The 24,639-nt window shown below is 70.2% G+C and carries 24 protein-coding genes and 1 riboswitch; of the genes, 15 read left to right on the top strand and 9 right to left on the bottom strand.

All coding sequences use genetic code 11. The features are described from left to right. Positions 1-70 precede the first annotated feature (70 nt). Positions 71-892 carry a hypothetical protein gene (locus Aiant_RS01410; protein ID WP_189335672.1) on the top strand — a complete coding sequence of 274 codons (822 nt, stop codon included), beginning with the start codon at positions 71-73 and terminating at the stop codon, positions 890-892. A 381-nt stretch (positions 893-1,273) separates the two neighbouring features. On the opposite strand, the gene mgrA is transcribed toward Aiant_RS01410, so the two are convergent. After that, positions 1,274-2,233: an L-glyceraldehyde 3-phosphate reductase gene (gene mgrA, locus Aiant_RS01405; RefSeq protein WP_229831269.1), complete on the bottom strand. Its 960-nt coding sequence runs from the start codon at positions 2,231-2,233 to the stop codon at positions 1,274-1,276. Between the two features lie 87 nt (positions 2,234-2,320). Continuing rightward, positions 2,321-2,411: riboswitch (glycine riboswitch) on the top strand. 77 nt (positions 2,412-2,488) lie between these two features. On the opposite strand from mgrA, the gene gcvP reads away from it, so the two are divergent. Beyond that, complete coding sequence (gene gcvP / locus Aiant_RS01400; protein WP_189335674.1) at positions 2,489-5,296, top strand: aminomethyl-transferring glycine dehydrogenase; 2,808 nt, start codon at positions 2,489-2,491, stop codon at positions 5,294-5,296. Between the two features lie 90 nt (positions 5,297-5,386). On the opposite strand, the gene Aiant_RS01395 is transcribed toward gcvP, so the two are convergent. Next, entirely contained in the window at positions 5,387-5,587 is a 201-nt protein-coding gene (locus Aiant_RS01395) for a DUF5999 family protein (RefSeq protein ID WP_189335706.1), read from the bottom strand. 122 nt (positions 5,588-5,709) lie between these two features. Between Aiant_RS01395 and Aiant_RS01390 the strand changes: the two genes are divergently transcribed. The 3 genes from Aiant_RS01390 to Aiant_RS01380 all read left to right on the top strand — a co-directional run bounded on the left by Aiant_RS01390 (position 5,710) and on the right by Aiant_RS01380 (position 8,701). Next, positions 5,710-6,936, top strand: coding sequence for a chorismate-binding protein (locus Aiant_RS01390; protein ID WP_189335707.1), 1,227 nt, complete (start codon positions 5,710-5,712; stop codon positions 6,934-6,936). A 155-nt stretch (positions 6,937-7,091) separates the two neighbouring features. After that, on the top strand, positions 7,092-7,631 hold the full coding sequence (locus Aiant_RS01385; RefSeq protein WP_189335675.1) for a SigE family RNA polymerase sigma factor: 540 nt from the start codon (positions 7,092-7,094) through the stop codon (positions 7,629-7,631). A 224-nt stretch (positions 7,632-7,855) separates the two neighbouring features. Beyond that, a complete protein-coding gene (locus Aiant_RS01380; protein WP_189335676.1) occupies positions 7,856-8,701 on the top strand; it encodes an AAA family ATPase in 846 nt (281 codons plus the stop codon). 49 nt (positions 8,702-8,750) lie between these two features. On the opposite strand, the gene Aiant_RS01375 is transcribed toward Aiant_RS01380, so the two are convergent. Further along, entirely contained in the window at positions 8,751-9,320 is a 570-nt protein-coding gene (locus Aiant_RS01375) for a TetR/AcrR family transcriptional regulator (protein ID WP_189335677.1), read from the bottom strand. Between the two features lie 106 nt (positions 9,321-9,426). On the opposite strand from Aiant_RS01375, the gene Aiant_RS01370 reads away from it, so the two are divergent. The 4 genes from Aiant_RS01370 (at position 9,427) to Aiant_RS01355 (ending at position 11,607) form a co-directional block, all read left to right on the top strand. Continuing rightward, the gene (locus Aiant_RS01370) at positions 9,427-9,720 is read left to right on the top strand and encodes an NADPH-dependent FMN reductase family protein (protein WP_212846905.1); all 294 of its coding nucleotides are present in this window, start codon (positions 9,427-9,429) and stop codon (positions 9,718-9,720) included. Next, on the top strand, positions 9,717-10,040 hold the full coding sequence (locus Aiant_RS01365; RefSeq protein ID WP_189335678.1) for a DMT family transporter: 324 nt from the start codon (positions 9,717-9,719) through the stop codon (positions 10,038-10,040). Before Aiant_RS01370 ends, Aiant_RS01365 begins: the two co-directional genes overlap by 4 nt. Positions 10,041-10,261: 221 nt before the next feature. Next, positions 10,262-10,750 (top strand): peptide deformylase, encoded by a 489-nt coding sequence (locus Aiant_RS01360; RefSeq protein WP_189335679.1) that lies wholly within the window; start codon positions 10,262-10,264, stop codon positions 10,748-10,750. 221 nt (positions 10,751-10,971) lie between these two features. Then, positions 10,972-11,607, top strand: a complete 636-nt coding sequence (locus Aiant_RS01355; RefSeq protein ID WP_212846904.1) for a class I SAM-dependent methyltransferase — start codon at positions 10,972-10,974, stop codon at positions 11,605-11,607. A 73-nt stretch (positions 11,608-11,680) separates the two neighbouring features. On the opposite strand, the gene Aiant_RS01350 is transcribed toward Aiant_RS01355, so the two are convergent. Both Aiant_RS01350 and Aiant_RS01345 read right to left on the bottom strand, forming a co-directional pair. Further along, positions 11,681-12,418, bottom strand: coding sequence for an MBL fold metallo-hydrolase (locus tag Aiant_RS01350; RefSeq protein ID WP_189335680.1), 738 nt, complete (start codon positions 12,416-12,418; stop codon positions 11,681-11,683). A gap of 28 nt (positions 12,419-12,446) precedes the next feature. Continuing rightward, a complete protein-coding gene (locus Aiant_RS01345; RefSeq protein WP_189335681.1) occupies positions 12,447-13,739 on the bottom strand; it encodes an MFS transporter in 1,293 nt (430 codons plus the stop codon). A 73-nt stretch (positions 13,740-13,812) separates the two neighbouring features. Here Aiant_RS01345 and Aiant_RS01340 point away from each other — a divergent pair, with 73 nt between their 5' ends. After that, positions 13,813-14,271, top strand: coding sequence for a MarR family winged helix-turn-helix transcriptional regulator (locus tag Aiant_RS01340; protein ID WP_189335682.1), 459 nt, complete (start codon positions 13,813-13,815; stop codon positions 14,269-14,271). Here Aiant_RS01340 and Aiant_RS01335 read toward each other — a convergent pair. Beyond that, complete coding sequence (locus Aiant_RS01335; protein ID WP_189335683.1) at positions 14,252-14,626, bottom strand: VOC family protein; 375 nt, start codon at positions 14,624-14,626, stop codon at positions 14,252-14,254. The two genes, Aiant_RS01340 and Aiant_RS01335, sit on opposite strands and share 20 nt — an antisense overlap. A gap of 427 nt (positions 14,627-15,053) precedes the next feature. Between Aiant_RS01335 and Aiant_RS01330 the strand changes: the two genes are divergently transcribed. After that, on the top strand, positions 15,054-16,703 hold the full coding sequence (locus tag Aiant_RS01330) for a hypothetical protein (protein WP_189335684.1): 1,650 nt from the start codon (positions 15,054-15,056) through the stop codon (positions 16,701-16,703). Between the two features lie 11 nt (positions 16,704-16,714). Here Aiant_RS01330 and Aiant_RS01325 read toward each other — a convergent pair whose 3' ends face one another. Both Aiant_RS01325 and Aiant_RS01320 read right to left on the bottom strand, forming a co-directional pair. Further along, positions 16,715-19,120, bottom strand: coding sequence for a hypothetical protein (locus Aiant_RS01325; protein ID WP_189335685.1), 2,406 nt, complete (start codon positions 19,118-19,120; stop codon positions 16,715-16,717). Between the two features lie 73 nt (positions 19,121-19,193). After that, complete coding sequence (locus Aiant_RS01320) at positions 19,194-20,048, bottom strand: hypothetical protein (RefSeq protein ID WP_189335686.1); 855 nt, start codon at positions 20,046-20,048, stop codon at positions 19,194-19,196. A 342-nt stretch (positions 20,049-20,390) separates the two neighbouring features. On the opposite strand from Aiant_RS01320, the gene Aiant_RS01315 reads away from it, so the two are divergent. From Aiant_RS01315 to Aiant_RS01305, 3 genes are all read left to right on the top strand, one after another. Further along, positions 20,391-21,434, top strand: a complete 1,044-nt coding sequence (locus Aiant_RS01315; RefSeq protein WP_189335687.1) for an adenosine deaminase — start codon at positions 20,391-20,393, stop codon at positions 21,432-21,434. A gap of 38 nt (positions 21,435-21,472) precedes the next feature. Beyond that, on the top strand, positions 21,473-22,012 hold the full coding sequence (locus Aiant_RS01310) for a DUF6882 domain-containing protein (protein WP_212846903.1): 540 nt from the start codon (positions 21,473-21,475) through the stop codon (positions 22,010-22,012). A gap of 258 nt (positions 22,013-22,270) precedes the next feature. After that, positions 22,271-22,858 carry a DUF4240 domain-containing protein gene (locus tag Aiant_RS01305; protein ID WP_189335688.1) on the top strand — a complete coding sequence of 196 codons (588 nt, stop codon included), beginning with the start codon at positions 22,271-22,273 and terminating at the stop codon, positions 22,856-22,858. Positions 22,859-22,971: 113 nt separating this feature from the next. Here Aiant_RS01305 and Aiant_RS01300 read toward each other — a convergent pair whose 3' ends face one another. Further along, a complete protein-coding gene (locus Aiant_RS01300; RefSeq protein ID WP_229831264.1) occupies positions 22,972-23,235 on the bottom strand; it encodes an Imm51 family immunity protein in 264 nt (87 codons plus the stop codon). Between the two features lie 541 nt (positions 23,236-23,776). On the opposite strand from Aiant_RS01300, the gene Aiant_RS01295 reads away from it, so the two are divergent. After that, the gene (locus Aiant_RS01295; protein WP_189335689.1) at positions 23,777-24,430 is read left to right on the top strand and encodes a hypothetical protein; all 654 of its coding nucleotides are present in this window, start codon (positions 23,777-23,779) and stop codon (positions 24,428-24,430) included. The last annotated feature ends 209 nt before the right edge of the window (positions 24,431-24,639 follow it).

The raw sequence follows: 24,639 nt of genomic DNA, 5'->3' as shown, positions 1-24,639 counted from the left end.
GGTCGGCGCAGCATCGCCCGGCTCGGGCCGGGGCGTCCGATTCGCGTGCCGACATTTATGATCTTCACTCATGTCTGACCGTGATGCCGCCGTGCCGGGCATCGCCGACCCGGCGTCGGCCGACACCGCGCCGGACGACGCCGTCCTGACCGGGATTGACCACGAGCTGTCCGCGCCCGTGGTGAGTTCTCCGAGCACCGACGGGCGCAACCCCGATGCGAGTGCTGGGATGGGTTCCGGCGAGGGCGAGGGCGAGGGCGAGGGCGAGGGCGAGGGCGAGGGCGAGGGCGACGGCGAGGGCGACGCCTACGGCTACGGCTACGGCTACGGCGAGGATGACGGCGAGCAGGCGACGCCGGGGCCCGTTATGGACTCTGATGCCACCACGGTCGAATCCGGCACCGGCACCGGCGACGACGCAACAGAGAACGCTGATGGCGCCGGCGGTGACGCCTCGGAGAACGTCGCCGCGGAGGATGCGACCAGCGCCCGGGCGCCGGAGAACGCTGACGGCGACGAGGCGGATGATGGGAGGTTTGCCGAGGTCGGGCAGTGGCCCCGCGGCGGCTTGGACCGGCGGCGGGATCTGCTGGCCTATTTCGGGGTGCCGTTGATGACGCTGTTCGCCGTGCCGGCCATGGTGCTGTTGTGGGGAGTGATGATCCTCGGTCATGGCACTGAACCGCCGGCCATCTGCGACGAGGTCCTCCCGGTCAACGGTTGCGGGGAGGTCACCTGGGTCGTGGTGCGAGTGCACGTGCTCGGCTTTCTCGGCCTGTGGGCGCTGCTTTGGGCGTTGCCCTGGTGGCGCGGCTTGCGCACGCCCCGGGTGCTGCTCGCCGTAGCGGCCGCCGTCTTCCTTTTCGCCGGCCTGCTTCGCCTCGCCGCCTGAGGGCCGCGTTTGCCGCGCGGGTATATCCGCCTGAGGGCCGCGTTTGCCGCGCGCGTACATCCGGCTGAAGGCTGCGTTTACCGCGAGGGTATATCCGGATATATCCGCCCCAGAGTCGGCACGAGACACCCCACCTGTAGACAACACGAGGCACTCAACCAAGCAGTACTGATCTCGGGAGTCATGGGCCCGGGTTTGATCTCCGGAACCAGCCGCGGACGTCGCCCTTCCGGGTCGGGCGTTCGGGACGCGCCAGCGTCCTGCCCGTCCCGGAAGGGTCCCTGGCGGGAGCGACGATCAGTGATCAGCGCGGCCCGAGTCAGCAAGAATTTGATCTTGATCGGACGAGCCCGCCACCTCCAGGCCGCTCCCGGCGGTACGTCAGAGGTCCAGGACCGTCCCGTCGATGTCGCCGAGTTCGGCGTCGCTGAGCGACAAATTGTCCAGGGCGGCGATGTTGTTCTCCAGCTGCTGGACGCTGGACGCGCCGATGATCAGGCTGGTCATCCGCTCGTCGCGCAGGGCCCACGCGAGGGCCAGCTGCGCCAGCGACTGCCCCCGCCGCTTGGCGATGTCATTGAGGGCGTGCAGCCGTCCGAGGGTCTTGGCGTCGAGTGCCTCCTCGTTGAGGAACACGCTGGTCCGGATGCGGGAGTCGTCCGGGATGCCGTTGAGGTAGCGGTCGGTGAGCAGACCCTGCTGCAACGGGCTGAACGCGATGCAGCCGGCGCCCGCGTCGGCCAGGGTGTCGAGCAGCCGGTCGTGTTCGATCCAGCGGTTCAGGATCGAGTACGACGGCTGATGGATCAGCAGCGGCGTGCCCAGGTCGCGCAGGATCGCGGCGGCCCGCGCGGTCTGCTCGGACTTGTAGTTGCTCAGCCCGACGTAGAGCGCTTTCCCGGAGCGCACGATGTGGTCCAGCGCGCCCATCGTCTCCTCGAGCGGAGTGTCCGGGTCGGGCCGGTGGTGGTAGAAGATGTCGACGTAGTCGACGCCGAGCCGCTTCAGCGACTGGTCCAGCGAGCTGACCAGGTATTTCCGCGAGCCGAAGTCGCCGTAGGGGCCGTCCCACATGGTGTAGCCGGCCTTGCTGGAGATGATCATCTCGTCGCGGTGCTGCCGGAAGTCGGCCGCCAGGATCCGGCCGAAGTCGGTCTCCGCGCTGCCGGGCGGCGGCCCGTAGTTGTTGGCCAGGTCGAAGTGGGTGACGCCGAGGTCGAAGGCGCGGCGGACGATGTCGCGCTGGCGGTCGGCGGGCCGGGTGTCGCCGAAGTTGTGCCACAGGCCCAGCGAGATGGCGGGCAGCTTGAGGCCGCTGCGCCCGGCGCGGCGGTAGGTCATGGACTCGTAACGATCAAGAGCAGCGGAATACGTCACACGCCCAGCCTAGGCATTCCGATCTTGACGGGGTCCACTGGTAGGTTGGGAACCAGCCGCGCGGGAGAGACCTGCACATCCAGGCGCCGAAGGGGCAACTCCTCCCCGGAATCTCTACAGGCAAACGGACCGCGCGGGCAGGCGACTCTGAAGTGCCCTTTTCGTGGGTATGACAGAGGGGGAGGGCTTTGTCAGCCTTCTCAAGCCTTGGAGTCGCCCATGACGTCGTCATTCACCCATCGGCACATCGGCCCGCAGGCCGATGAGCAGGCGGAGATGCTCAAAGCGATCGGGTACGAGTCGCTCGATCAGCTGATGGACGCCGCGATCCCGGAGTCGATCCGGTTCCACGGCGCGCTGGACCTGCCGGCCGGCGCCGGCGAGGAGGAGACGATCGCCGAGCTGCGTGCCATCGCCGGCCGCAACACGCTGGTCACCCCGATGATCGGGCTCGGCTACTACGGCACCCACACGCCCGCGGTGATCAAGCGGAACGTGCTGGAGAATCCGGCGTGGTACACCGCGTACACGCCGTACCAGCCGGAGATCAGCCAGGGCCGCCTGGAGGCCCTGCTCAATTTCCAGACCGTGGTCACCGACCTGACCGGGCTCACCACGGCGAACGCGTCGATGCTCGACGAGGCCACGGCGGTCGCGGAGGCCATGACGCTCGCGCGCCGCGCTTCCAAGGTCAAGAGCTTGGTGTACGCGGTGGACGCCGACACGTTCCCGCAGACCCTGGCCGTGCTGCGCACCCGGGCCGAACCGCTGGGCATCCAGGTCGAGCTGGTCGACCTGGACACCGAGCAGCTGCCCGAGGAGTACTTCGGCCTGCACCTGCAATACCCCGGCGCGTCCGGCGCGGTCCGCGACCACGCCGCCCTGATCGAGGCCGCGCACGCCAAGGGCGCCCTGGTCACGGTCGCCGCCGACCTGCTCGCGCTGACCCTGCTGCGGGCCCCGGGCGAGATCGGCGCGGACATCGCGGCCGGCACGACGCAGCGCTTCGGCGTGCCCCTGGGCTTCGGCGGCCCGCACGCCGGCTACCTGGCGGTGCGCGGCGGCCTGGAGCGCAGCCTGCCCGGCCGCCTGGTCGGGGTGTCGAAAGACGCCGACGGCGCTCCGGCGTACCGGCTCGCGTTGCAGACCCGCGAGCAGCACATCCGCCGGGAGAAGGCGACCAGCAACATCTGCACCGCCCAGGTCCTGCTCGCCGTGATGGCCAGCATGTACGCGGTCTACCACGGCCCGGCCGGCCTGCGCGCCATCGCCAAGCGGGTGCACGACCACGCGCTGACCCTGGCCGGCAGCCTCACCGCGGCCGGCATCGAGGTCGCCCACCGGGCGTTCTTCGACACGGTCACCGCGGTGGTGCCCAGCCGCGCCGAGCAGATCGTGGCGGCCGCCGCCGCGAACGGTGTGGATCTGCGGCTGGTCGACGCCGACCGGGTGTCGATCTCGACCGACGAGACCACCACGGCCGCGCACGTAGAAACCGTGCTCGCCGCCTTCGGCGCCACCGTCGCCGAGCCCGCCGTCTGCGGCGCCAAGGCGCTGGCCCGGACCAGCGACTACCTGCACCACCCGGTGTTCAACACCCACCACTCCGAGACCGGCATGCTGCGCTACCTGCGCAAGCTCTCCGACCGGGACTACGCGCTGGACCGCGGCATGATCCCGCTGGGCTCCTGCACGATGAAGCTGAACGCCACCACCGAGATGGAGGCGGTCACCTGGCCGGAGTTCGCGAACATCCACCCGTTCGCGCCGGCCTCGCGGACCGAGGGCTACGAGAGCCTGGTCGGCCAGCTGGAGGCCTGGCTGGCGGAGATCACCGGGTACGACGCGGTCAGCGTCCAGCCGAACGCCGGCTCCCAGGGCGAGCTGGCCGGTCTGCTGGCCATCCGCGGCTACCACCGCTCGCGGGGGGAACTGCACCGCGACGTCTGCCTGATCCCGTCCTCGGCGCACGGTACCAACGCGGCGAGCGCGGTCATGGCCGGCATGCGGGTCGTCGTGGTCGCCTGCGACGAGAACGGCAACGTCGACCTGACCGACCTGGCCGCCAAGATCGAGAAGCACCGCGACGCGCTGTCGGCGATCATGGTGACCTACCCGTCCACCCACGGTGTCTACGAGACCGGCATCGCCGAGCTCTGCGAGCGGGTGCACGAGGCCGGCGGCCAGGTCTACGTCGACGGGGCCAACCTGAACGCCCTGGTCGGTTTCGCCAAGCCGGGCAAGTTCGGCGCCGACGTCTCGCACCTGAACCTGCACAAGACGTTCTGCATCCCGCACGGCGGTGGCGGTCCCGGCGTCGGCCCGGTCGCGGTCCGCGCCCACCTCGCCGACTTCCTGCCCGGCAACCCGCTGGAGCCGGGCGACCACCACGCGGTCTCGGCCGCCGCGCACGGCTCGGCCGGCATCCTGCCGATCTCGTGGGCGTACGTGCGGATGATGGGCCCGGACGGCCTGGCTCAGGCGACCGCGACGGCGGTGCTGGCGGCCAACTACGTGGCGGCACGGCTGCGCGAGCACTACCCGGTGCTCTACGCGGGCGAGCACGGCCTGGTCGCGCACGAGTGCATCCTCGACCTGCGGCCGATCACCAAGGCCACCGGCGTCAGCGTGGACGACGTGGCGAAGCGGCTGATCGACTACGGCTTCCACGCGCCGACCATGTCGTTCCCGGTCGCCGGCACCCTGATGGTGGAGCCGACCGAGAGCGAGGACCTCGCGGAGCTGGACCGGTTCTGCGACGCGATGATCGCCATCAAGGGCGAGATCGACCAGGTCGCCGCGGGCGTCTGGCCCAGGGACGACAACCCTCTCGCGAACGCGCCGCACACCGCCTCGGCGGTCGCCGCGGACGAGTGGTCACACCCGTACCCGCGCTCGGTGGCCGGTTTCCCGGAGGGCGTGGACCGGACGGCGAAGTACTGGCCGCCGGTGCGCCGCATCGACGGGGCGTACGGGGACCGGAACCTGGTCTGCTCCTGCCCCTCGCCGGAGGCGTTCGAGAGCTGACGATCGCCGGTCGTGCGCAGGTCGCGGTCCACGGATCGCGGCCTGCGCCGTCTTCGGTAAACGGGGCGCTCGTTTTGTTACTCTCAGTGACTAAGCAGCGAGGGCGTGGACTGCCGGACCGCGGTGCGGCTCGATGGTCGTACCGTCCGGAAGGAGCTCTCCGGTGTCCTCGAAAACGATGACGCCGTTGCAGAGCAGGCTCCAGCCCTGTTCGCAGAAGGTCGCCACTGTGCGGGCGGCCTCGCGGTCGATGGCGTCGGCTGGAGGGCAGGGGGTTCGGTGCTGGCACATCTTGGGTTTACTCCGGTCGGGGGCTGTGTGAAGGCTCACAAAGTCGGGGTCGAACGTTACCTCAGATCGAACGAGAACGGTTCACTGCGGTGACGGCATCGGCCCGCGGTTTCGCCGTATCGATGGTCCACGCGCAGGGGTCCGGTGACCACTCTCCGGCACCTCCTCCCGGTGCTCCGCCGGCGGCTCCGACCGCCTGCCATGCCCGTCACCATGCGTTACGTGTCTTCGAGTGGCACCGGGGTGATTCCGGTGACCCTGCCGAGCTTCTGACCGGGTTTCTCGGAGACAACGGACTAGCGGTGCGAAACCTTGGCCGTTCGGATGACAAATCTCAACCGGACGGCTATTCCGATATTTGCGGAGCGTCGCTGTACGTATCCGCGGATGCCGGATGCGTGATGATCAACGCCACTCCGGGCGGCCCCAGTCCGGTCCCTGTGGTTCCGGACGTGTACGCCGTCGTCTGGGTACACACCAACCGGGGTGCTCCCGGTTCAGCTCAGCATGAACCGGGCTGGCAACTGCACCCCTGGCAGGCCAGCTGGACCCCAGAACAGCACGCGCACGCCGTTGAGCAGGTCCGCGAGGCGATCGGGCGGGGCGACGTCTACCAGGTCAACGTGGTCGGGCACGCGGCCGCGGCGTACGTCGGAAATCCGACCGCGGCCCTGCGCCGCGTCGCGGCCCTGCCCGGCGCCAAGTACGGCGGCGTCCTCGGCGACGCCGAGGGACGCTGGGCGCTCGCCACCGCCTCGCCGGAGACCCTGGTCGAGGTCCGCGACGGCCGGGTGCTCACCCGCCCGATCAAGGGCACCCGCCCGGCCACCGAGGCCGGGCGCCGGGACCTGCTCGCCTCCGCGAAGGAACGCGCCGAGCACGTCATGATCGTCGACCTGGAGCGCAACGACCTCGCCCGGCTGCCCGGGACCGGGCCGGTGCGCGTCGACGAGCTGTTCGCGGTCCGCCGATGGTGTGGTCTCTGGCAGGCCGAATCGGTCGTCTCCGCGCCCCTGGACGGCGATGTCGGGCTCGCCGACCTGCTCCGCGCGGTCTGCCCCGGCGGCAGCGTCACCGGCGCGCCGAAGCTCGCCGCCCTCGACCAGATCGCGGCCCTGGAGCCGGTCGGGCGCGGGGTGAGCATGGGCGCCCTGGGCTGGATCGGTCACGACCACCTCGACCTGGGCCTGAGCATCCGGACCGTGGCGGTCGACGGCACCCGGGTGCACGCCTGGGCCGGCGGCGGGATCACCGCCGACAGCGACCCGCAGGCCGAGGTCGCCGAGGCCGCGGCGAAGGCCGGACCGCTGCGCGCGGCGCTGGAGAACCGGGTCACAGCCCGCTCATAGTGGCTTCCGAGCCTTCTCTACCTATTGCGTGCCACTCTCACCGTCCGCCCCCACGAACGGGGACGGAGCGCGTACCTTGGCGCTCGCGTTTCACCGAGACGGTCCACAGTGGCGATGCGAGCCGCCGCCGCTGCACAGAAGGCGACACCCTGGCCATGCTTGAACTCCTCGACCCCCCTGGTCCGGCGCCCTGTCGCGCGCCCGCGACGACCGAGGAGTTCACGCGCTTCGCGTCGGACAGTTCCCCGCGTCTGCACAGCACCGCCTTCCAGCTCTGCCGTGACTGGCATCTCGCCCAGGACCTGACCCAGACCACGCTGACCAAGCTGTTCCTGAGCTGGGAGCGGGCCGCGATGAGCGAAAACCTTTCGGCGTACGCCCAGAAGGTGCTGTTGCGGACGTACCTCGACTACCGGCGCCGGCGCAGCTCCACCGAAGCGACGCCGGGCGAGATGCGCGAACCGTCCTACTCGGTGAACCGGGACCTGCGGATCGCGATGATGGACGCGCTCGGCCGGCTGCCCGCCCGTGACCGCTCGATCGTGCTGCTGCGGTTCTTCGCCGACCACAGCGTCGAGCAGGTCGCGGAGGAGTTGGACGTGCCGGTCACCGTGGTGAAGAGCCAGACCCGGCGGTCGCTGATCAAGCTGAAGCACCTGCTGCTGCGCGAGCGGTCGAGCCTCTTCGCCGCCTGAGCGGGACTTGCGCCGGGCGGTATGCTGTGCCGCGAAGGGGAGTAGTCCTTCGCCGGTCGTTCGACATCCTGGAGCCTTCGGGCACCCGGCGGCCGGGCCTCGGGGTTCGCCCGGGGTGGACCAGACCTTCGGCCCTGTTGGTGACGTTGTCGCCGGGACAGGGGCCGGGGTCTCGGTGCTCGTGCCGGAGTTCGGTTCCTGCCACGGCGGGATTGGACCGATCGATGACCACCCTTCACCTCGCCCCCGTCATGGTCGCTGCCGGCCAGGACTTGCGCGGGCAGCGGGTCGGTGAGCTGAACTACCCGGCGCGTTCCGTGTTGGTGGTCGCCGGGGTGCCCGGCGCGGGCAAGACCACACTGCTGAAGCGGCTCTTCCCGCGGCCCGGGGTCCGGCTGCTGGACTCGGAGCGGGCCCGGGTCGAGTGGAGTCCGTACTTCGGGGCGGTGCCGTATCGGTACTGGCGGCCGCTGGTGCACGCCGCGCATTACGTGCGGCTGTTCCGGGCGCTGCGCGGCGACGAGTCGATCGTGGTGCACGAGAGCGGCACCCGCTCCTGGGTCCGCAAGCTGATCGCCATGGCGGCGCGGCGGGCCGGGCGGCGGACCCACCTGCTGCTGCTGGACGTGGCGGCCCGGGAGGCGCTGGCCGGTCAGCGGGCACGGAACCGCAAGGTCCGCCGGTCGTCGTTCGCGAACCACTACCGGAACTGGCAGCGCCTGCTCGCCGGCGTCGCCGACCCGGCCCACCGGATTCACCGGGAGGCCGCGACCATCACGGTCATCGACCGGGCCGTGGCGTCCGGGCTGACCGCCATCCGATTCGAGGGCCTCCAGCCCGTTCCGGTCGCCGCTTCTGCGGTTCCGGGTGTGCCTGTCGCGGCTTCTGCGGTCCTGGCTGTGCCTGTCGCTGCTCCTGCGGTTCCGGTCGTGCCTGCCGCCGCTTCTGCGTTCCCGGTCGTGCCTGTCGCCGCTTCTGCGGTCTTGGCTGTGCCTGTCGCCGCTTCTGCGGTTCCGGCCGTGCCTGTGGCTGTTCCTGACGTCCCTTCGGTGGTCGCTGCTGCCGCCTGACGCCTGCCGGTCGGCGCCTTGGGCGAGGCCGCCTGATCGCCGCCGCGCCTCAGCCGGTCGCCGGACCCGCCATGGCGCTCGCGAGGTGGGCCAGCGCGGCCTTGAGGCGATCCGTGGAGATGCCCTGGGTGCGCTGGTGCCGGAAGACCTCGGGAGCCAGCGGCGCGAGCAGCGTGTCCGCCAGAGCGTCCGGATCGGGCGTGCCGGCCTGCCGCAGCAGTGCCAGGACATGGGCGCGCCAGAAGCCGTAGGCGCCGGTCGCGAACCGCCGCGGCCCGGCCTCGGCGCCCAGCAAGAGATGACTGTGCTGCTCCAGCAGGTCGACCATGGCGGCGAGGAAGGCGGCGAGCCGCTCCGCCGGCGGCGCCCCCGGCCCCAGCGGCGGGTCACCACGCAGCAACGCCTCCTGCAAGGTCCGCTCGTGCTCGTCGAGCAGGGCCGTGGCGATCGACGCGACGTCCGGATAACGGCGGTAGAGCGTGCCCCGGCCGACCCCGGCCGCCCGGGCGATGTCCTCCATGGTGACCGTCCGGGAATCCCCGGCCGCGAACAGCCCGGCCGCGGCGGCGAGCACCTTGGCCCGGTTGCGGGCCGCGTCCGCCCGTTCCCTCGTCTCCACCTCGACAGCCTACGGCAGGCCGGAATAACCGGACAGGCCGTCCAGTTGCTAGGGTCGAGATAACCGGACGCTGTGTCCGGTTAACCGTCTCGATCGGGAGCCGATCATGCCCTCAGTCACCCAGCTGCACCTCGACGCCGGCGCTCGGCGCGCCGTCGCCGACTCCTGGCGCTCGTCCCGCCCCGGCGGCCGCTACCCGCACCGGGATCTGGCGCTCACCCCGGTCCCGCAGATCGGCGAGGCCTGGACCGAGCTGGGCGACCACGTCCTGGCCCACCGGCTCACCGGCATCGCCCGGGCCGCCGAGGCGATGCGCACCGCAGCGTGGGCGATCGTCGGGCCACTGCTCGACGAACTCGTCGCCGCCGACACGGCTCGGGGGATCGGCGGCGAGCGGTGAGCTGGCTGCTGCTGATCGCCGCCGGGCTGGTCGAGGTCGCCTGGTCGCAGAGCATCAAACCGACGGCCGGCTTCACCCGCCTGCTGCCGACCCTGCTCTGCTTCGCGCTCGCCGCCGTGGCGGTCTACCTGCTGTCGCTGGCGATGAAGGGCCTGCCGGTCGGCACCGCCTATGCCGTGTTCACCGGCATCGGCGCGATCGGCGCCATCACCCTGGGCGTCATCGTCCACAAGGACCCGCTGACCCCGGGCCGGGTCGCCGCCCTGGCCCTGATCGTCGCGGGGGTAGCCCTGTCCCGAGCGGTCACCCCGGACTCCTGACCTGCCGGTCGCTGGCGCCCCGTTCCCACCTCCTCCCACTGCGCCCGTCGCCACCACCTCCCACTGCGCCCGTCGCCACCACCTCCCACTGCGCCCGTCGCCACCTCCTCCTACTGCGCCCGTCGCCACCTCCTCCTACTGCGCCCGTCGCCACCTCCTCCTACTGCGCCCGTCGCCACCTCCTCCCACCGCGCCCGTAACGAGCGGATAAGGTTTGAGGCATGACAGTTCGGCCCATCCGGCTATATGGCGACCCGGTCCTGCGCACCCCGGCCGACCCGGTCACCGACTTCGACGCGCATCTGCGGGAGATCGTGCGTGACCTGGAGGACACCGTCCGGGAGCCGGGCCGCGCCGGTGTGGCCGGCCCGCAGATCGGCGTCAGCCTGCGGGTGTTCTCTTACAACGTGGCCGGGCAGGTCGGGCATCTGGTGAACCCGGTCCTGTCCGATTTTGACGGCGAGCAGGAGGACGAGGAGGGCTGTCTGTCGCTGCCCGGGCTCGGCTATTCCACGAAACGAGCCATGTCGGTGACCGCCCGGGGCTTCGACCAGCACGGGGAACCGCTGGTGATCCACGGGAGCGGCTTCCTGGCCCGGGCGCTTCAGCACGAGACCGACCACCTGGACGGCCGCCTCTACATCGACACCCTCACCGGTGACGTCCGCCGCCAGGCCCTCCGCGAGCTGCGCCGAGTCGTCCCCCGATGACCAGCTCCGATTCTTCCCTGCCGGTCCAGCCCGGTGCTTGTCCGCCGGCCGACCCCGCTGGCTCCCCGCAGGCCATCCCTGCTGCCTCCGCGGGGGCCTACGCCGCTGGCTCTCCGCAGGCCATCCCTGCTGCCTCCGCGCCTACCCACCCCGCTGCCTCCCCGCCGGCTCACCCCACTGCCTCTGCACCGGCTCACCCCGCTGCCTCGCGGCCGGACGCGGTGACCGACACCCGGCGGTTCGCGGCGGAGTCGCTGGCGGCGGGGGACGCGACCGGCTGGTTCGAGCGGCTCTACGCGGAGGCGGAGGAGGGCCGGGCCACGGTCCCGTGGGACGTCGCGGCCGCCAGCGTCAACCTGCGTGAGTTCCCGCTGCCACCGGGGGAGGGGCGACCCGCGCTCGTCGTCGGCTGCGGTCCCGGCCGCGACGCCGAACACCTCGCGGCTCTGGGATATGCGGTGACCGCTTTTGACATCTCCCAAACGGCGATTGCCCTGGCCCGGGAGCGGCACCCCGACTCGCCGGTCGACTACCGGGTCGCCGACCTGCTGGATCCGCCGGCGGACTGGCACCGGGCCTTCGACCTGGTGCTGGAGAGCAACAACGTCCAGGCACTGCCCACCGAGATCCGTGCGCGAGCGATCGGCGCGGTCGGCGAGTTCGTCGCGCCCGGCGGAACGCTGCTGGTCCTCGCCGCGGCGGCGACCGACTCACCGGGCGAAGGGCCACCATGGCCACTGACCCGGGCCGAGATCGACGCCTTCGCCACGACCGGCCTGCGCCAGATCTCGGTCGAGGAACTGGCCGCGCCCGACTCGCGGTTGCTCGCCCGCTGGCGGGCGGTCTACACCCGCTGACGCGGTCTACACCCGCTGACGGGCGGTCTACACCCGCTCACGCGCCGGGCCGCCCTCGGGCCCGGCGGTCTGCTCAGGCGGACCCGAGCCGGCTGACCAGGCCGGACTCGGCCACGGCGACGTCACCGGTGAACTGGCTGCGGGCGGCGTCGAGCGCGGCAGCGGCCGAACTCCCGGGCCAGAGGTGCGTGAGGACCAGGTGGCCCACGCCGGCCAGTGCAGCCTCCCGCCCGGCGAGGGTCGCACTGCCGAGGAACGCGCGGGAGTCGTCCGGCACCTCGTCCAGGTAGGACGCCTCGGCCAGGAGGACATCGGCATCCCGGGCGAGCCGGGCCACCTCGGGGCTCGGGCCGCGATCGCCGGTGTAGGCGAGCACGTGCGCGCCCGCCGTCAGGCGCAGTCCCGCGTTCGGCACCCAGTGCGGCAGCAGCGCCGTCTCCACCCGGAACGGCCCCGCCTCGAACCCGTCCCCGGGCGCGAATTCCTGCAGGTCCAGCGCGGCGTCCAGCATCCCCGGGCGGTCCAGCGCGAGCACCGCGCCGAGTGCCCCGGCCGGCGCGAACACCGGCAGCGCCGCCGCCGGCTCATCCCGCAACGCCCGAGCCCTGAGCAGGGGATTCAGATCCGCGCAATGATCGGGATGCCCGTGCGAGACGATCACGGCGTCGACGTCGGTGGTCGGCAGCCGGGGCATCGTCGCATAGCCCGCGTCGACCAGCAGCCGGTATCCGTCGTGCTCGACCAGGAACCCGCTGCACGCCCCGCCCGGCGCCGGCCACGCGCCACACCCGCCCAGCACGGTGATCCGCATCCGTACACGCTACGGCCGGTCCTGCCGGTCAAGCGTGGTGGGACGCGACAGCGGCGGCGCGCTGGGAACCGGGCAGCAGGAGGCTGACGGCCGCGATCGCCGCGCCGAGGCCCGCCGCGATCAGGAAGACGTGGTCGTAGGCCGAGACCGTGGCCATCCCGGCCAGCGCCACCGTGCTCCCCACCTGATTGCACGTGGTGGCCAGCCCACCCGCCGTGCCCGCGTCCCCGTCCGGCACCGCGGCGGTGGCGGCCGCCATCATCGCCGGGAAGGTCAGCGCGATCCCGGCCGCGACGATCAGCGTCGGCCCGAGCACCGCGGTCAGGTAGCCGCCGTCCGCCAGCGCCAGCCAGCTGAACCCGGCCACGAAACACGCGCACCCGGCCGGCACCGCGATCCGCGCCGCCAGCCCCGAGGAAAGCCGCGCGACCAGCACGAACGTCACCGCCGCCGGGGTCTGCCCGAGGCCGGCCTGCAGCGCGGTGCAGCCGAGCTCGTTCTGCAACAGCAACGACGTGAAGTACCACATCGCCACCGCGATCCCGCCGAACAGGAACAGCATGCCGTCCCCGACCGCCACCCCGCGGATCCGGAACAGCCGCAGCGGCACCATCGGCTGCTTCGCGAAGCGTGCCTCCACCAGCAGGAACACTCCGAGCAGCAACGCGCCGGCGAGGATCGGGAGCACCGACCCGTGCATCACGCCGTAGATCAGCGCGGCCAGCCCGCCCGTCCCGGTCACCGCCCCGAGCAGGTCCAGCGTCGGGCGGCCGGGCGCCCGGGTGGCGGACAGGGTGACCAGGGCCGCGGCGATCAGGACCACGCCGATCGGCACGTTGATCAGGAAGACCCAGCGCCAGGACAGCCCGGTGGTCAGCGCGCCCCCGGCGAGCGCCCCGGCCGTCCCGCCGACTCCGCCGGCCGCGGACCAGGCCGCGAAGGCCCGGCTGCGTGCCGCCGGCTCGGTGAAGTGCGTGGTGAGCACGGCCAGCGTCGCCGGGGCGAGCATCGCGGCACCCACGCCCTGGACCGCCCGTGCCGCCACCAGCAGGCCGGGGCTGCCGGCGAGCCCGGCGGCCAGGCTCGCGAGCGAGAACACACCGAGGCCGGCGACCAGCATCCGCCGGTGGCCGAACAGGTCCGCGACCCGGCCGCCGAGCAGCATGAACCCGGCGAACGTCAGCGAGTACCCGTTCACCACCCAGGCCAGGCCGGTGGCGGTGAAGCCGAGATCGTGCTGGACCGACGGCAGCGCCACGTTCACGATGGCCGCGTCCAGGATGACCATGAACTGACAGACGCATGCCAGCAGCAGGACCATGCCACCCTCCGAGGTAAGATTTAGTTACGCGCATAACGTTATGCGCATAACCTTCGTTGTCAAGGAGGCGTCGATGGACTTCGCCCAGGCGGACGCGCTCAACCAGGCGATTCGGCTGCTCAGCCTGCGGCATCGGGCCCGGGCGGCGACGCTGCTCGCCCCGCTGGGGCTGCATCCCGGCCAGGAGGCGCTGCTGCTCGAACTGGACCGGACCGGCCCGCGGATCCAGGCTCAGCTCAGCGAGGCCCTCGGCTGCGAACCGCCGAGTGTCACCCTCATGGTGCGCAAATTGGAGGCGTCCGGGCACGTTCGGCGTACGCAAGCCCGGGGTGACAAACGCGCCAGCGTTGTCGAACTGACAGCGGCCGGAAAGGCGCTCGCGGACCGGGTCAAACAGCTGTGGTCGGCGCTCGCCGAGGAAACCGTGCGCGGCCTGCCCGCCGCGACCGTCGCCGACCTGCCGGGCGTCCTCGCGGCGATGACCGCCAACGTGGACACCCGGCGACGGCCGGTCAGAGGTAAGGACGCGTGATCAATTCGATGGCATGACCGGCGGGATCCTTGAAATAGACACCACGGCCGCCGTGCTCATTGTTGATTTCGCCGGGCCGGCGCATCTGCGGATCCGCCCAATGCTCGATCCCGCCGTCGCGCAACCGGGCCAATGCCCGGTCGAACAGGTCGTCGTCGAGCAAGAACGCGTAATGCTGCATCTGAATGTCCACCGGCGGCTCGGCGAATTGCAGCAGCACGCCGCCGTCGAGCTGAATGTTGGTGAACGGGCCCCACGACGGAGCCGCCGGAGCCTCCAGCAGCTCGCGATAGAAACGCGCCGACTCGGCACGGTCCTTGGAAGCGATGATGGTGTGATTGAAGGTGGCTGACAATGGAGCTGACCTCGCATTTTCCGATACGACAACGACAGGGGATGAGTCCTGCCGGCGCGGCGGTCCGCGTGCCGATCGGGCGGCGGTCAGCGATCCACCGGGTCGCCAATCCGTGCGTGGCTCAAGGCCGGTCCGGTGTTCACGCCGGCAAACCTATCAGAAACCACGCAACCCCGATCAACCCCATTTTCGGTACGCCCGGAAGCGCCCCGCCGAGTCGATCAGGGCGCAGGGCTCGCACCAGGGTCGTCGAGTGGAGCTCGCGCGTCGGGACGGGCCCGGCCCGGTGATGGTCGGAATCGGTCAGATGAGCTGGTGGCCGTAGGGAACATTTCGACGTCCGTCTATGCGTAGTGGTGCGCGTGGGGCACCGCGAATGGCGCGGGTCCGCGACAATGGCTCACCTGGGGCACGCCGGAGGGATGTCATGGCCGAAGAGACAGGCAAGGTGGAGACCGAGCGGCCCAGGGTGGTTTCCGTCGCCGGGCTGCTGCTGTTGATGCTTCCGCTGATCGGCGTGATCGGCGTCGTGTTGGGGATGATCGCGGTCAGCATGGCGCAGGACAACGCCGCCCGGCTGGTCACGGAGTTGGGCGCGGAGGGTGTCACCGACGCGCGGAAGCTCGTCGACACCATGATCTCGGGCATGTGGCTGCAGACGGGCGGCACGATCCTGGTGCGTTTGCTGCAGGCGATCGCCATGGCCGTGCTGGCGTTCTTCGTGCTGCGGGGCTCACGCGCCGCGCGCATCACCGTCTTCGTCCTCGCCGGGCTCAGCGTGCTGGCCGTCATCTGCGTGGGCGTGCTGACCGGCGTGCTGCAGAAGCTCCGCGGCGACCTGGACCGCCTGAGCCAGCGGGCCGGTTTCCGAGCGATCAACGAGACTGACGTGCTGCCGGGCTGGTTCCAGCCGGTGAACTACGCGCTGCTGGGGCTGTCGGTCGCCATGATCCTTGCGGCGGTCGTGCTACTCACCCGCCCGGCGGCGAACGCCTATTTCCACCGCGGCCGTCCGGCCCCGCAGCCGCCCCCGCTCCCCGGCGGTCCGCCGCCCCAGCCGCCGTCGAGTGAATCGCCGGATGGTCCGCCGCCGCCGGGTGGTTCGTTGGCCGGCGATCCGCAGCAGAGCCCGCCGCCGGACGCGGGCTCGGTGCCTCGACCGGTGGGGGAGCAAGCGGCGGCCGAGCCGGCGCCCGCCGGGAGCGGTGGTTCGCCGGCGTTCATCCGCCGGGCCGCGGTGGTTCTCGTCGTCGTGATCGCGCTGGTCGGAGTGTTCTTCACGGTGCGCGGCACCCACGGGATCCCGCGACCGCCGACGGCGGTTCCGGCCGTCCCGACGCTGCCGCCGGACAAGCCCCACGACGTGGTCTACGTAGTGGAGATCTTCGGGCCCAGCAGCGCGGGCATGATGTCCTACTCCAAAGCGGAGGGCGTCTCCGCCACCGAGTCCATCCCCGACAACCTGCCGGCCTACTCCGGCACGAGCCGATTCAGCAGCAGCCTCGGCGTCACCGTCTTCATGACCGCGTCGGTGAGCCCCGCGCGCGACTTCCCGGCCAGCGCGATCATCCCCAAGATGCGCTGCTCGATCCACGTGGACGGGGTCATCTCCGCGATCGAGACCGGTTCCGGATTCTGCACGGCGATGTTCCGCCTCGACGACTTCACCGGCGTCCCGATCGTGCCCACCAGGGACCCGTCGTCCGTGCCCGACAACGGCTGCGGCTATGTGGACAACTTCCAGGTCGCCGACGTCGTCGCCGACGCGACCGGCCACAAGCGGCGGGTGCCCCGGGTCGTCGTGAAGCCCAACGGCTACTGCAACTACGAGTTCGCGGCGCGGGACAACTACGTCCGGGTGAAGTGGAACGCGGGCCGCAAACTGAATCCGGCACCTGGCGAGAAGATCATCATGGTGGATGACGTACGCGCGATCTGGAATGCCGAGGACAAGGGCATGCAGTTCGAGTTCCCGTCCGGGGTGCTCTGGCTGCAGGCCGACATGCCGGTGTCCGACAAGGTCGCTCAGCGCATCGTCGTGGATCTCTTCGACTTCGCCCGCCCGCTGGTCCGCTGATCGGCCGGTGGTCAGCGGGTACGCCGCCGTGGTTTGCGGAAGACCAGCATGGCCATCGCCGTGACGACGCCGATGACGATCACGCCCGAGACGGTGGCGACCAGCGGCACCACGATCCGGCGGATCGAGCCGTTGCGCCCGGCGGGTGGGCCATCTGCCCGGTCGGCGGACTCGCCGCCCAGCCACACCGTGTCGTCGTTCGCCACAGGCGCCTGCCGCGCCTTCGCGACGGTGCCCGGCAGCTCCGCGTGTCCGGCGATGAAGTCGGCCTCTTCCATACCCGTACGGGGCGATGCGCTGAAGTCGACGCCGCCGTACACATATGTCGTAGTGGTGATGACGTTGCCCCGCTTGGTACGCCGCTTTACGGTGAATTCGCCGTCGCGGTAGGACTTCACGAACCTGTCGAACACGTCGCGTGGCTTCCACTTCGTGCGCGCCGGCCACTTGGCGGTGCTGTTGCTGCCGATCACGTCCTGCAGGGCCGTCGCCTTCGTGAGGCTGCGCTGCTTGTACCACTCGGCCGCGACGCGGGTCAGGTAGACGCGACGGAGCAGCTCGTACTCCGGTGCGGTGTTCACCGTCTTCTCGACCTGCGGCAGGATCATCTGCCGGAACACCTTCTCGTTGTGCTGGTCGACAGCCTTGTTGCTGCGACAGTTCGCAGCGTTCTGGCCGGTGTTCTGGGCCGGTTTGTGCTCGCTCTCCATTTTCACCGACAGCGGAGCGTCGACGATGTAGAGCCCGCCGTCGTCCTCCCGCACCGTCGCAGGCGCGGGCACGATCCACTGCCGGAAGGTGAGGCAGGCGCCGGAGTCCATCCCCTGCATCGCATCCCAGAATTTTGCGCCGGTCCGGGAATTCGGATGGATCAGCTTGGCCACCGTCTTCTTCATCTGCAGGTCAGCTTCGAGCATGGCCCGCCCGGCGTCGGTGCGGCCGAGCTCCGGGTCGATGATCCGCTCAGGCTCGTCGGGGTGCAGATTCACCCACAGCCGGGACGGGTCGAGGGCCAGCCAGACGAAGAACGAGTCCGAGTTCTCCTGCAACGCGCGTACCCCGCCCCACGACGGTGAACCGTCGGCGTTGGGCCGCACCGAGAAGGCATACTGCAGACCCGGCTTGCCCTTGGTCGGATCGGCAAGGTAGCGCAGCTCCAGCGTCGTGAAGTCGACGCCACCGAGCTCGTCGGCCGTCCAATCGTCCACGTCGTCGCCCGGCGCCAAAGCGCTGACCAGCAGCTGCTCCGCCTGCTCCGCCTCGCGCGCGGTCGCCGGCACACCGGCCACCGCCTGCACCACGGCACCGGCCGCGGGCGCCTGCCCGGGCTCGGTGAAAGCCGACTCGGCGGCCTGCACGGCGGCCGCTTCCTTTTCGGCGGCGGCCTGCTGTGCGGCGGCGGCCTGCTGTGCGGCAGCGGCTTCCTTCGCGCCGGCTGCCTCCTTGGCCGCGTCGGCTTGCTTGGTGGCGTCGGAGTCAGCGGTTTCGCCCTGACTGGCCGCGGCCGCCGCGACCGCCTTCACCTTCGCCTTGGCGGCGATCACATAGCGCAGGATCCCCGCCTGCTCCATCGCTTTCCGATACTTGCCGCAGTCCTCGGCGAAGATGTAGACGAGGGTGTAACGCTCATTCTCCGGCAGGGTCTTCTGGTGCTTCATGAAGGCGATGTCTTTGTCGAGCTGATCTTTCTTGATGGTGCAGGTGGATTTGAACTCGTAGATCAGCCGCAGCTGGTGGTTGACGGCGTCGTAGTACCGGTCTTTGTCCCCGCCCTGCTTCTCCATGCTTTCGTTGCACTTCCAGCCGAGCTCTCCGCTGAGGCCGAGAGTGCTGCGGACCAGCTCTTCGTAGGCGTCGCCCATCGGCGTGTTGCGCGACCCCTTGGTCGCCCGGGCCACCAGGGCGGGCCAGTCCTTCAGCGAAAGCGGCTCGTATGGTTTGCCGTTCTTGTCAGTTCTGCCGGCGGCTACGTCGGCGTTCCGCTGGGCGACCGCCCGGTTCCACCGGGCGATGAGCTCCCGGCGGGGCCGTCCGGCCAGATCCAGCTGCCCTGTGAAGGGGTCGTAGTCGAGCGCTGGAGAATACGGGTCGGCGCCGATCGCGGCGAGCTCGGCGAGGGTGGGCGCACCGGGTAGCGGGGAGCCGGGTGGCGGCAGTTGGGAGAGAGCTTCGAGTGGCCAGTCGTACTCGAAACTGCGCGGCGGATTCGTCTCCGGTAACCGGGTCTGGCCGTCGCGGCCCGGCAGCCTTCTGAGGTTGACCTTGTCGTAGTTCGGGCAGCTCGCTCCCACGCCTGGCGGGTTGCGCAGCCCGGCGCCGGCCGGCGCGACACCGGCGAACGGAACACCGGCCAGAGCGAGAACCATGCTCACCGTGACGCCGATGACGCGCCGCCACCATCGCCCGTGCATCGTCATCCCCCTTCATCGACGAGCACGCATCAAAGCGCTCCCCACGGTAGCGAACCGTGGCGTCCCGAGGGGGCCGTGTTCACGGCCCGAGGTACCGCTTGAGCCACCAGGAGAGTTGGCCCGGGGCTCGTTGCTGCAGCACGGTCGCGACCGAGACGGTGGGCACCACAAAGCTGCGGTCGGGGTCGGACGGCCGGACCACCGGACGTCCCTTGGTCAGGTCGAAGGCGCTGGGTTCGCCGGGGATGAAGGTCCAGCGGCCGCCGCCGTTGCGGATCAGGGTCTCGCCGAAGTACCAGGCCGCCGCGTCGATGGTCGGGTGGCCGGCGTCCGGGTCGGTGCCCTCGCCGACCCGGACGGTGGACAACAACATCTGCTCCAGCGCCTCGATCGAGCGCGGCGAGAAATCCCAGGGTCCGCCCGCCCACCCCGCGAACGCCGCCTCCTGCCGCCGCAACCATGACTCGAATTGCGGTGGCGCGGGCGGGTCGCCGCTTGGATCGGCGGGGGTCCACAGCTTCGTCGGCTCCCACCCGGGACGCGCTGCCACGGCAGCCGTCAACTCGGCATGGAGCCGGGCGAACGAGGCCGCGCCGGTGAGGGGCAGATCGGCGAGCCCGAGTGCCGGGTCGAAGGACACCACCGGCCCGTCCGACCAGCGCCACCGCCCGCCGGCGACCCGCATCAACGACTCTCCGGCATAGGCGAGCGCCCCGCGGAGGAAGTCGTCGTCCACGAGGTCGCCGTCCGGAGGCCACTCCGCAGCGATCAGCGGCTCGAGCAGGTCGAGCGACGCGGCGGAGTAGTCGAACGGGAAATCCCGGGGCAGAAGGCCGAACCGCAGGTTTTCCAGCACCAGATCCATGTCGTCGAGCCAGCGCTCGGTCGGCTCGTCGATCAGATCGTCCGGGCCGGGATTCACTGTCCGCACCACGATGGCACCCTACCGAGGCAGCGGAACTTGGCAGTGTTGGGAAGGTCAAGATCGGGAACCTGGACCGGCGCCGGCAGGCGGACTGCGGGCTTCTGGCACTGCGGCCGTTCTCCCGGCCCGGGCGAGCTGGGCCATGCTTCGGCATCGGTGAGAGGGAGGTGGGTCGCGTGGGCGACGGATCACGACAATCCGTGCCGGCCCTTCCTCGCATCACATGGTTGTCGTTGCTGGGCGGCCTTGTTAGCGTGCGGGGGCGGGTTCGAGAGGCGCTGCGACGGATGGAAGTCCGCCACGCTCGGCCCGGTCCTTGGTCTTAAGGGCGCCTCCGTACAGGAGGCATACATGGCATCGGACGTGACCGACTTCATCGCCGGACTGCCCAAGGTGGAGCTGCACGTCCACCACGTCGGGTCGGCGACCCCGCAGACCGTGGCTCGCCTGGCCGAGCGGCACGCCGGGAGCACGGCGGTGCCGGCCGACCCGGATCTGCTGGCCGAGTACTTCACGTTCACCGACTTCGCGCACTTCGTCGAGGTGTACCTGTCGGTCGTGGACCTGATCCGCGACGCCGAGGACCTGAACACGCTCACCTACGACATCGGCGCCGGGCTCGCCGCCCAGTCGGTGCGCTATGCCGAGCTGACGCTGACGCCGTATTCGTCGGTCACGCGGGGGATCTCGGCCGAGGCGTACTGCGAAGCGGTGGAGGACGCCCGGCGGCGGGTCGCCCGGGACCACGGCATCCAGCTGCGCTGGTGCTTCGACATCCCCGGGGAGCCGACCATGACCGGCGCCGACGTCACCCTGGAGGTGGCCCTCAAGCAGCGCCCGGACGGGTTGGTCAGCTTCGGGCTCGGCGGGCCGGAGGCGGGCATCCCCCGCGCCCGGTATGCCGATCACTTCGCCGCCGCCCGGGCCGCCGGGCTGCGCAGCGTCCCGCACGCCGGCGAGTCGACCGGGCCGGAGACGGTCTGGGAGGCGGTGCGGCACCTCGGCGCGGAACGCATCGGCCACGGCATCGCCGCCGCCCGCGACCCGGAGTTGATGGCCCACCTGCGCGAGCACGACATCCCGCTGGAGGTGTGCCCGACCTCGAACGTCTGCACCCGCTCGGCGCCGTCGCTGGCCGAGCACCCGCTGCCCCAGCTGGTGGCCGCGGGCGTCCCGGTGACCATCAACTCCGACGACCCGCCGATGTTCTCGACCACGCTGAACCGGGAGTACCAGGTCGCCGCCGACCTGCTCGACCTGGACTCGCACGGGGTCGCGGAGCTGGCACGTCAGGGCGTGCGGTACTCGTTCCTCGACGAGGCGGGCAAGGCGGCGGTACTGGCCGAGATTGACGCCTACGTCACACATCGCCGGCAGCCCTCGGGCCCCGCGTGAGCAGCTGCACCTCGTGACCGTGTGAAAGGCTTCGCCGCATGAGACTTTTCGGGCGCAGGGGCAGGTCAAGTGAGGCGTCGGACGCGGGTGAGACCGATCTCGGCGTCCTGCTGTTGCAGGGCGAGGACATGGTCAACCAGCTTGCTGAGGCGCACGCTTCCTGGGGTCTCGGCACGGCGGAACGGTGGGACCTCGACCAGCGCACCGGCATGATCACCTGGACTTTCGCGGACAAGACCGCGACTGCCGCGGCCCAGATACTCGCTAGCTACAACCCGTCGACTGCTTCATGGCTCTGGGCATGGGCCAACGAATCAATCCTCGCCGCCATGAGCAGGGACTCGCGCGCTGTGCGGGACTGGGCCGAGCGGCACGGTCAGCAGGCGCTTGTCCAGCCCAGGGTCCAGGCCGATGCGGAGCTCGCGGCGACCCTGTCAGCCCTTGCCGTCCGGATCACCCGCGCAACCGGCTTCTATCGGGGCGCGGGCAGTGCGGCCATTCCCATCATCATCTTCGGGCCGGTCACGCTGACGAGCAAAGACGGAGAAACGTCCACATTCACGATCAACGTGAGCTGACGAATTCGGGAAGAACCGCGGACTTTCAAGCTCCATATTTCCCACTTGTCCATGGGTTCTCTTGGCCTTCCACCTGCATAAACAGGGCGTCGTTCTGTCGACAGTGGATGCGTGGCGCTCCTGTGCGGATCGCGTGTCGGTGCCGTGCCAAAGAGTCCCGACAGACCTTCGCGATTGGCGTGGGCTGGCCGACCGATCCCGGTTTCACCGTGGCGGTGGAGGGCTGGACATGGGTCGGCCGGAGCTATGGTCGTCGCCGTGGACGTGGAGGACTTCTGGCGGTTCTTGGAGCGCTCTGGTGAGGAGACGACCGGCCCGCAGAGCAGAGCCGCCTGGTTGGAATACCGGCTCAGCCGTATCGCCGTAGACCACATCGTGGATTTTCAGATCCACCTCGATACGGTGCGCGGCCCGATCGACACCTTCGACATGTGGGGGGCCGCTAACCAGGTCATGGACGGGCTCTGCAGCGGTGATGGCTTCTGGTACTTCCAGGCGTGGCTCATCGGCCAGGGGCAACGCTGGTGGCAGCACGCAGCCCGGGCGCCGGACAACCTGGTCGATGTGCCCGCCGTGCTGGCCCTCGCCGGGCGCCGGCCGCAGGAGTGGGCCAACACGGAGTGGCCGAGCTGGGAAGAGCTGGCATCCGTGGCGCCCGCCGCCTATGACCGTGTCACGGGTGAGGAGGAGGGCATGGACGAGGCGTTGAGCGCCCGGGGTCACCGCCTTCCCTTCGATACAGTACTTGCCGGGCGGCCGTGGAACTCCGACAGTCTTGCCGAGGTCGAATGCCGTTTGCCCCGTCTGAGCAGGTTGTTCCCACGTCATCAATACCTCGAGCCCTGACCACTACTGCTCCCTTCCGCGCCGTATGTGCGTCCGGCGGTGGTCAGCTGGCTTGTTCGTGGAGTCGGTTCCGAATTCGATCGAAGGGCTGCTCTGGCGCGAAGCGTGGAACGTCAGTCGTCGAACTCGAACCCGGTGGTGGCCGCCAGATCAACGAGTTGCCGCAGTCTGCTCTCTTCTGTTGCGACCTTGTGCAGCCGAGCGGCCAAGTCTTCGAGTACGGCGCGGTCGTCGCTGTAGGAGCAGAAGGCTCCGCCTTCCGGATCCGGTGAGAATCGCCCCGCAAGACTCGGTGCGTCCGATGCTACGAGCTCGGCGATGCCTTCCCAGAAAGTAGCCGTTCGCCTCGTGGCCGAGTTTGCGGATGATCTCGTCAACGTCGGTGGTGCCCGCTTCGAGCCAAAGGCTGTACCCGCCCGACTCCGCTGGTTCGATCTCGATTGGGTCCACGGACCGATCTTGACACGTGACTCGGCAACGTCAGGTACACCACCGTCCGGACCTGGCGCCGCCAGCCCGGGCCACCCGCCGCCGGCGAGCGGCCGTGCGGGTGGCCTGTACGGGAGCGCGACGCGAATCCTGACTCACCGGCGGCTGGGTGCACCGGAATCTGTGTCGCGCCGGTTGTTCCTAGGGGCGGCGCAGATCGACGGCCAGGGGTCGGGCCAGGCGTAGTTGGGTGCGGGCGGCGATCCCGACCGGATCGGACCCCTGACGGTGGAGGAACTGCGGTGCCTTGACTACACCGATTCTTGGGCTCGTGCGGCGAGGTGGGCGTTCACTGCAGCTCTGCTTCCTGGTGAGCCGGTGCTGGTGCGGTGTCCGGATCGTGCGGTACTCGCTGATCTTGGGGAACGAGTGACTATCGGCTTGATCACGTCGTCGCAGGTCAGGCGGTTTTTGATCTACGCTCCCCGCGTGTCCCCTCGCGCCACCCGTCTCCTCGCTCTGCCTTGCGCCCTCCTCGCGCTCCTCCTGCATCTGGCTCAGGAGGTGTGGGTCAGCCCTCGATCCTGGGGTCTGAGCCTCGACTGGGGTGTGCTCGTCTTCGCTGCGGCGTTGATCGTGGAGCTGGGTGTTCCATTCGCGATTTACGCGCTGGTCGTCTGGCGGACGAGGAAACGGCCGGCTTCCTGGAGTTTCGAGTTTGTGGCGGAACCGTCGCCGAGTTGGAGCGGCTGCTTGGCGATCTACTTGGGCTGGTGGGCCGGCGGCGGCTTGGAGCTCGAGCGGACGCCGGGCCGCAGCTACGCCCATTTCGTCCCGTTAGACGCGGTCACCGGTTTGTCCCTGGCCTTGGCCGTTGTCGCGCTGGTGCTCGCGGTGGTGCTCTCGGTCGACGGCCGGCCGGGATTGCAGATGCGCCCGGAAGGGATCACCGTTCGCGGGCTGCTCGGCCGTCGGCATGCCGGTTGGGACGGCACGCTCAAGATCCGTCCCGAGCGGTTGCACATCGACCGGGACTTCCTGAACTTCACTCTGTGGTACTACCGCGCCAACCCGGCCAGCCGTGCCGAGATCGGGACCGAAGCAGGCGCCCGCGCCGTCGAGGGCGCCTACCGTCAGCGCTGATTGGGCATGATTCCGCCCGGATCCCACGAATATCTGGACGTCATGGGCAGAGCGATCGGCAGGGGCAGCTCGCAGCTGAGGAGATCCCAGGCGAGATCAGCCGTACCTGCCTGCGTCACCCCGGTGGCGCCGTCCCACCGCCGGCCCTCGCTGAGGGCGGAACCGAAGAAGCCGGAAACACCGTTCGCAAGGTAGTCCCCATGCCCGGC

Origin of the sequence: Actinoplanes ianthinogenes (assembly GCF_018324205.1) — a bacterium.
GTDB lineage: Bacteria > Actinomycetota > Actinomycetes > Mycobacteriales > Micromonosporaceae > Actinoplanes > Actinoplanes ianthinogenes.
Note: the sequence above shows the minus strand (reverse complement) of the source record. Positions and strands in the feature narration are given on the sequence as shown.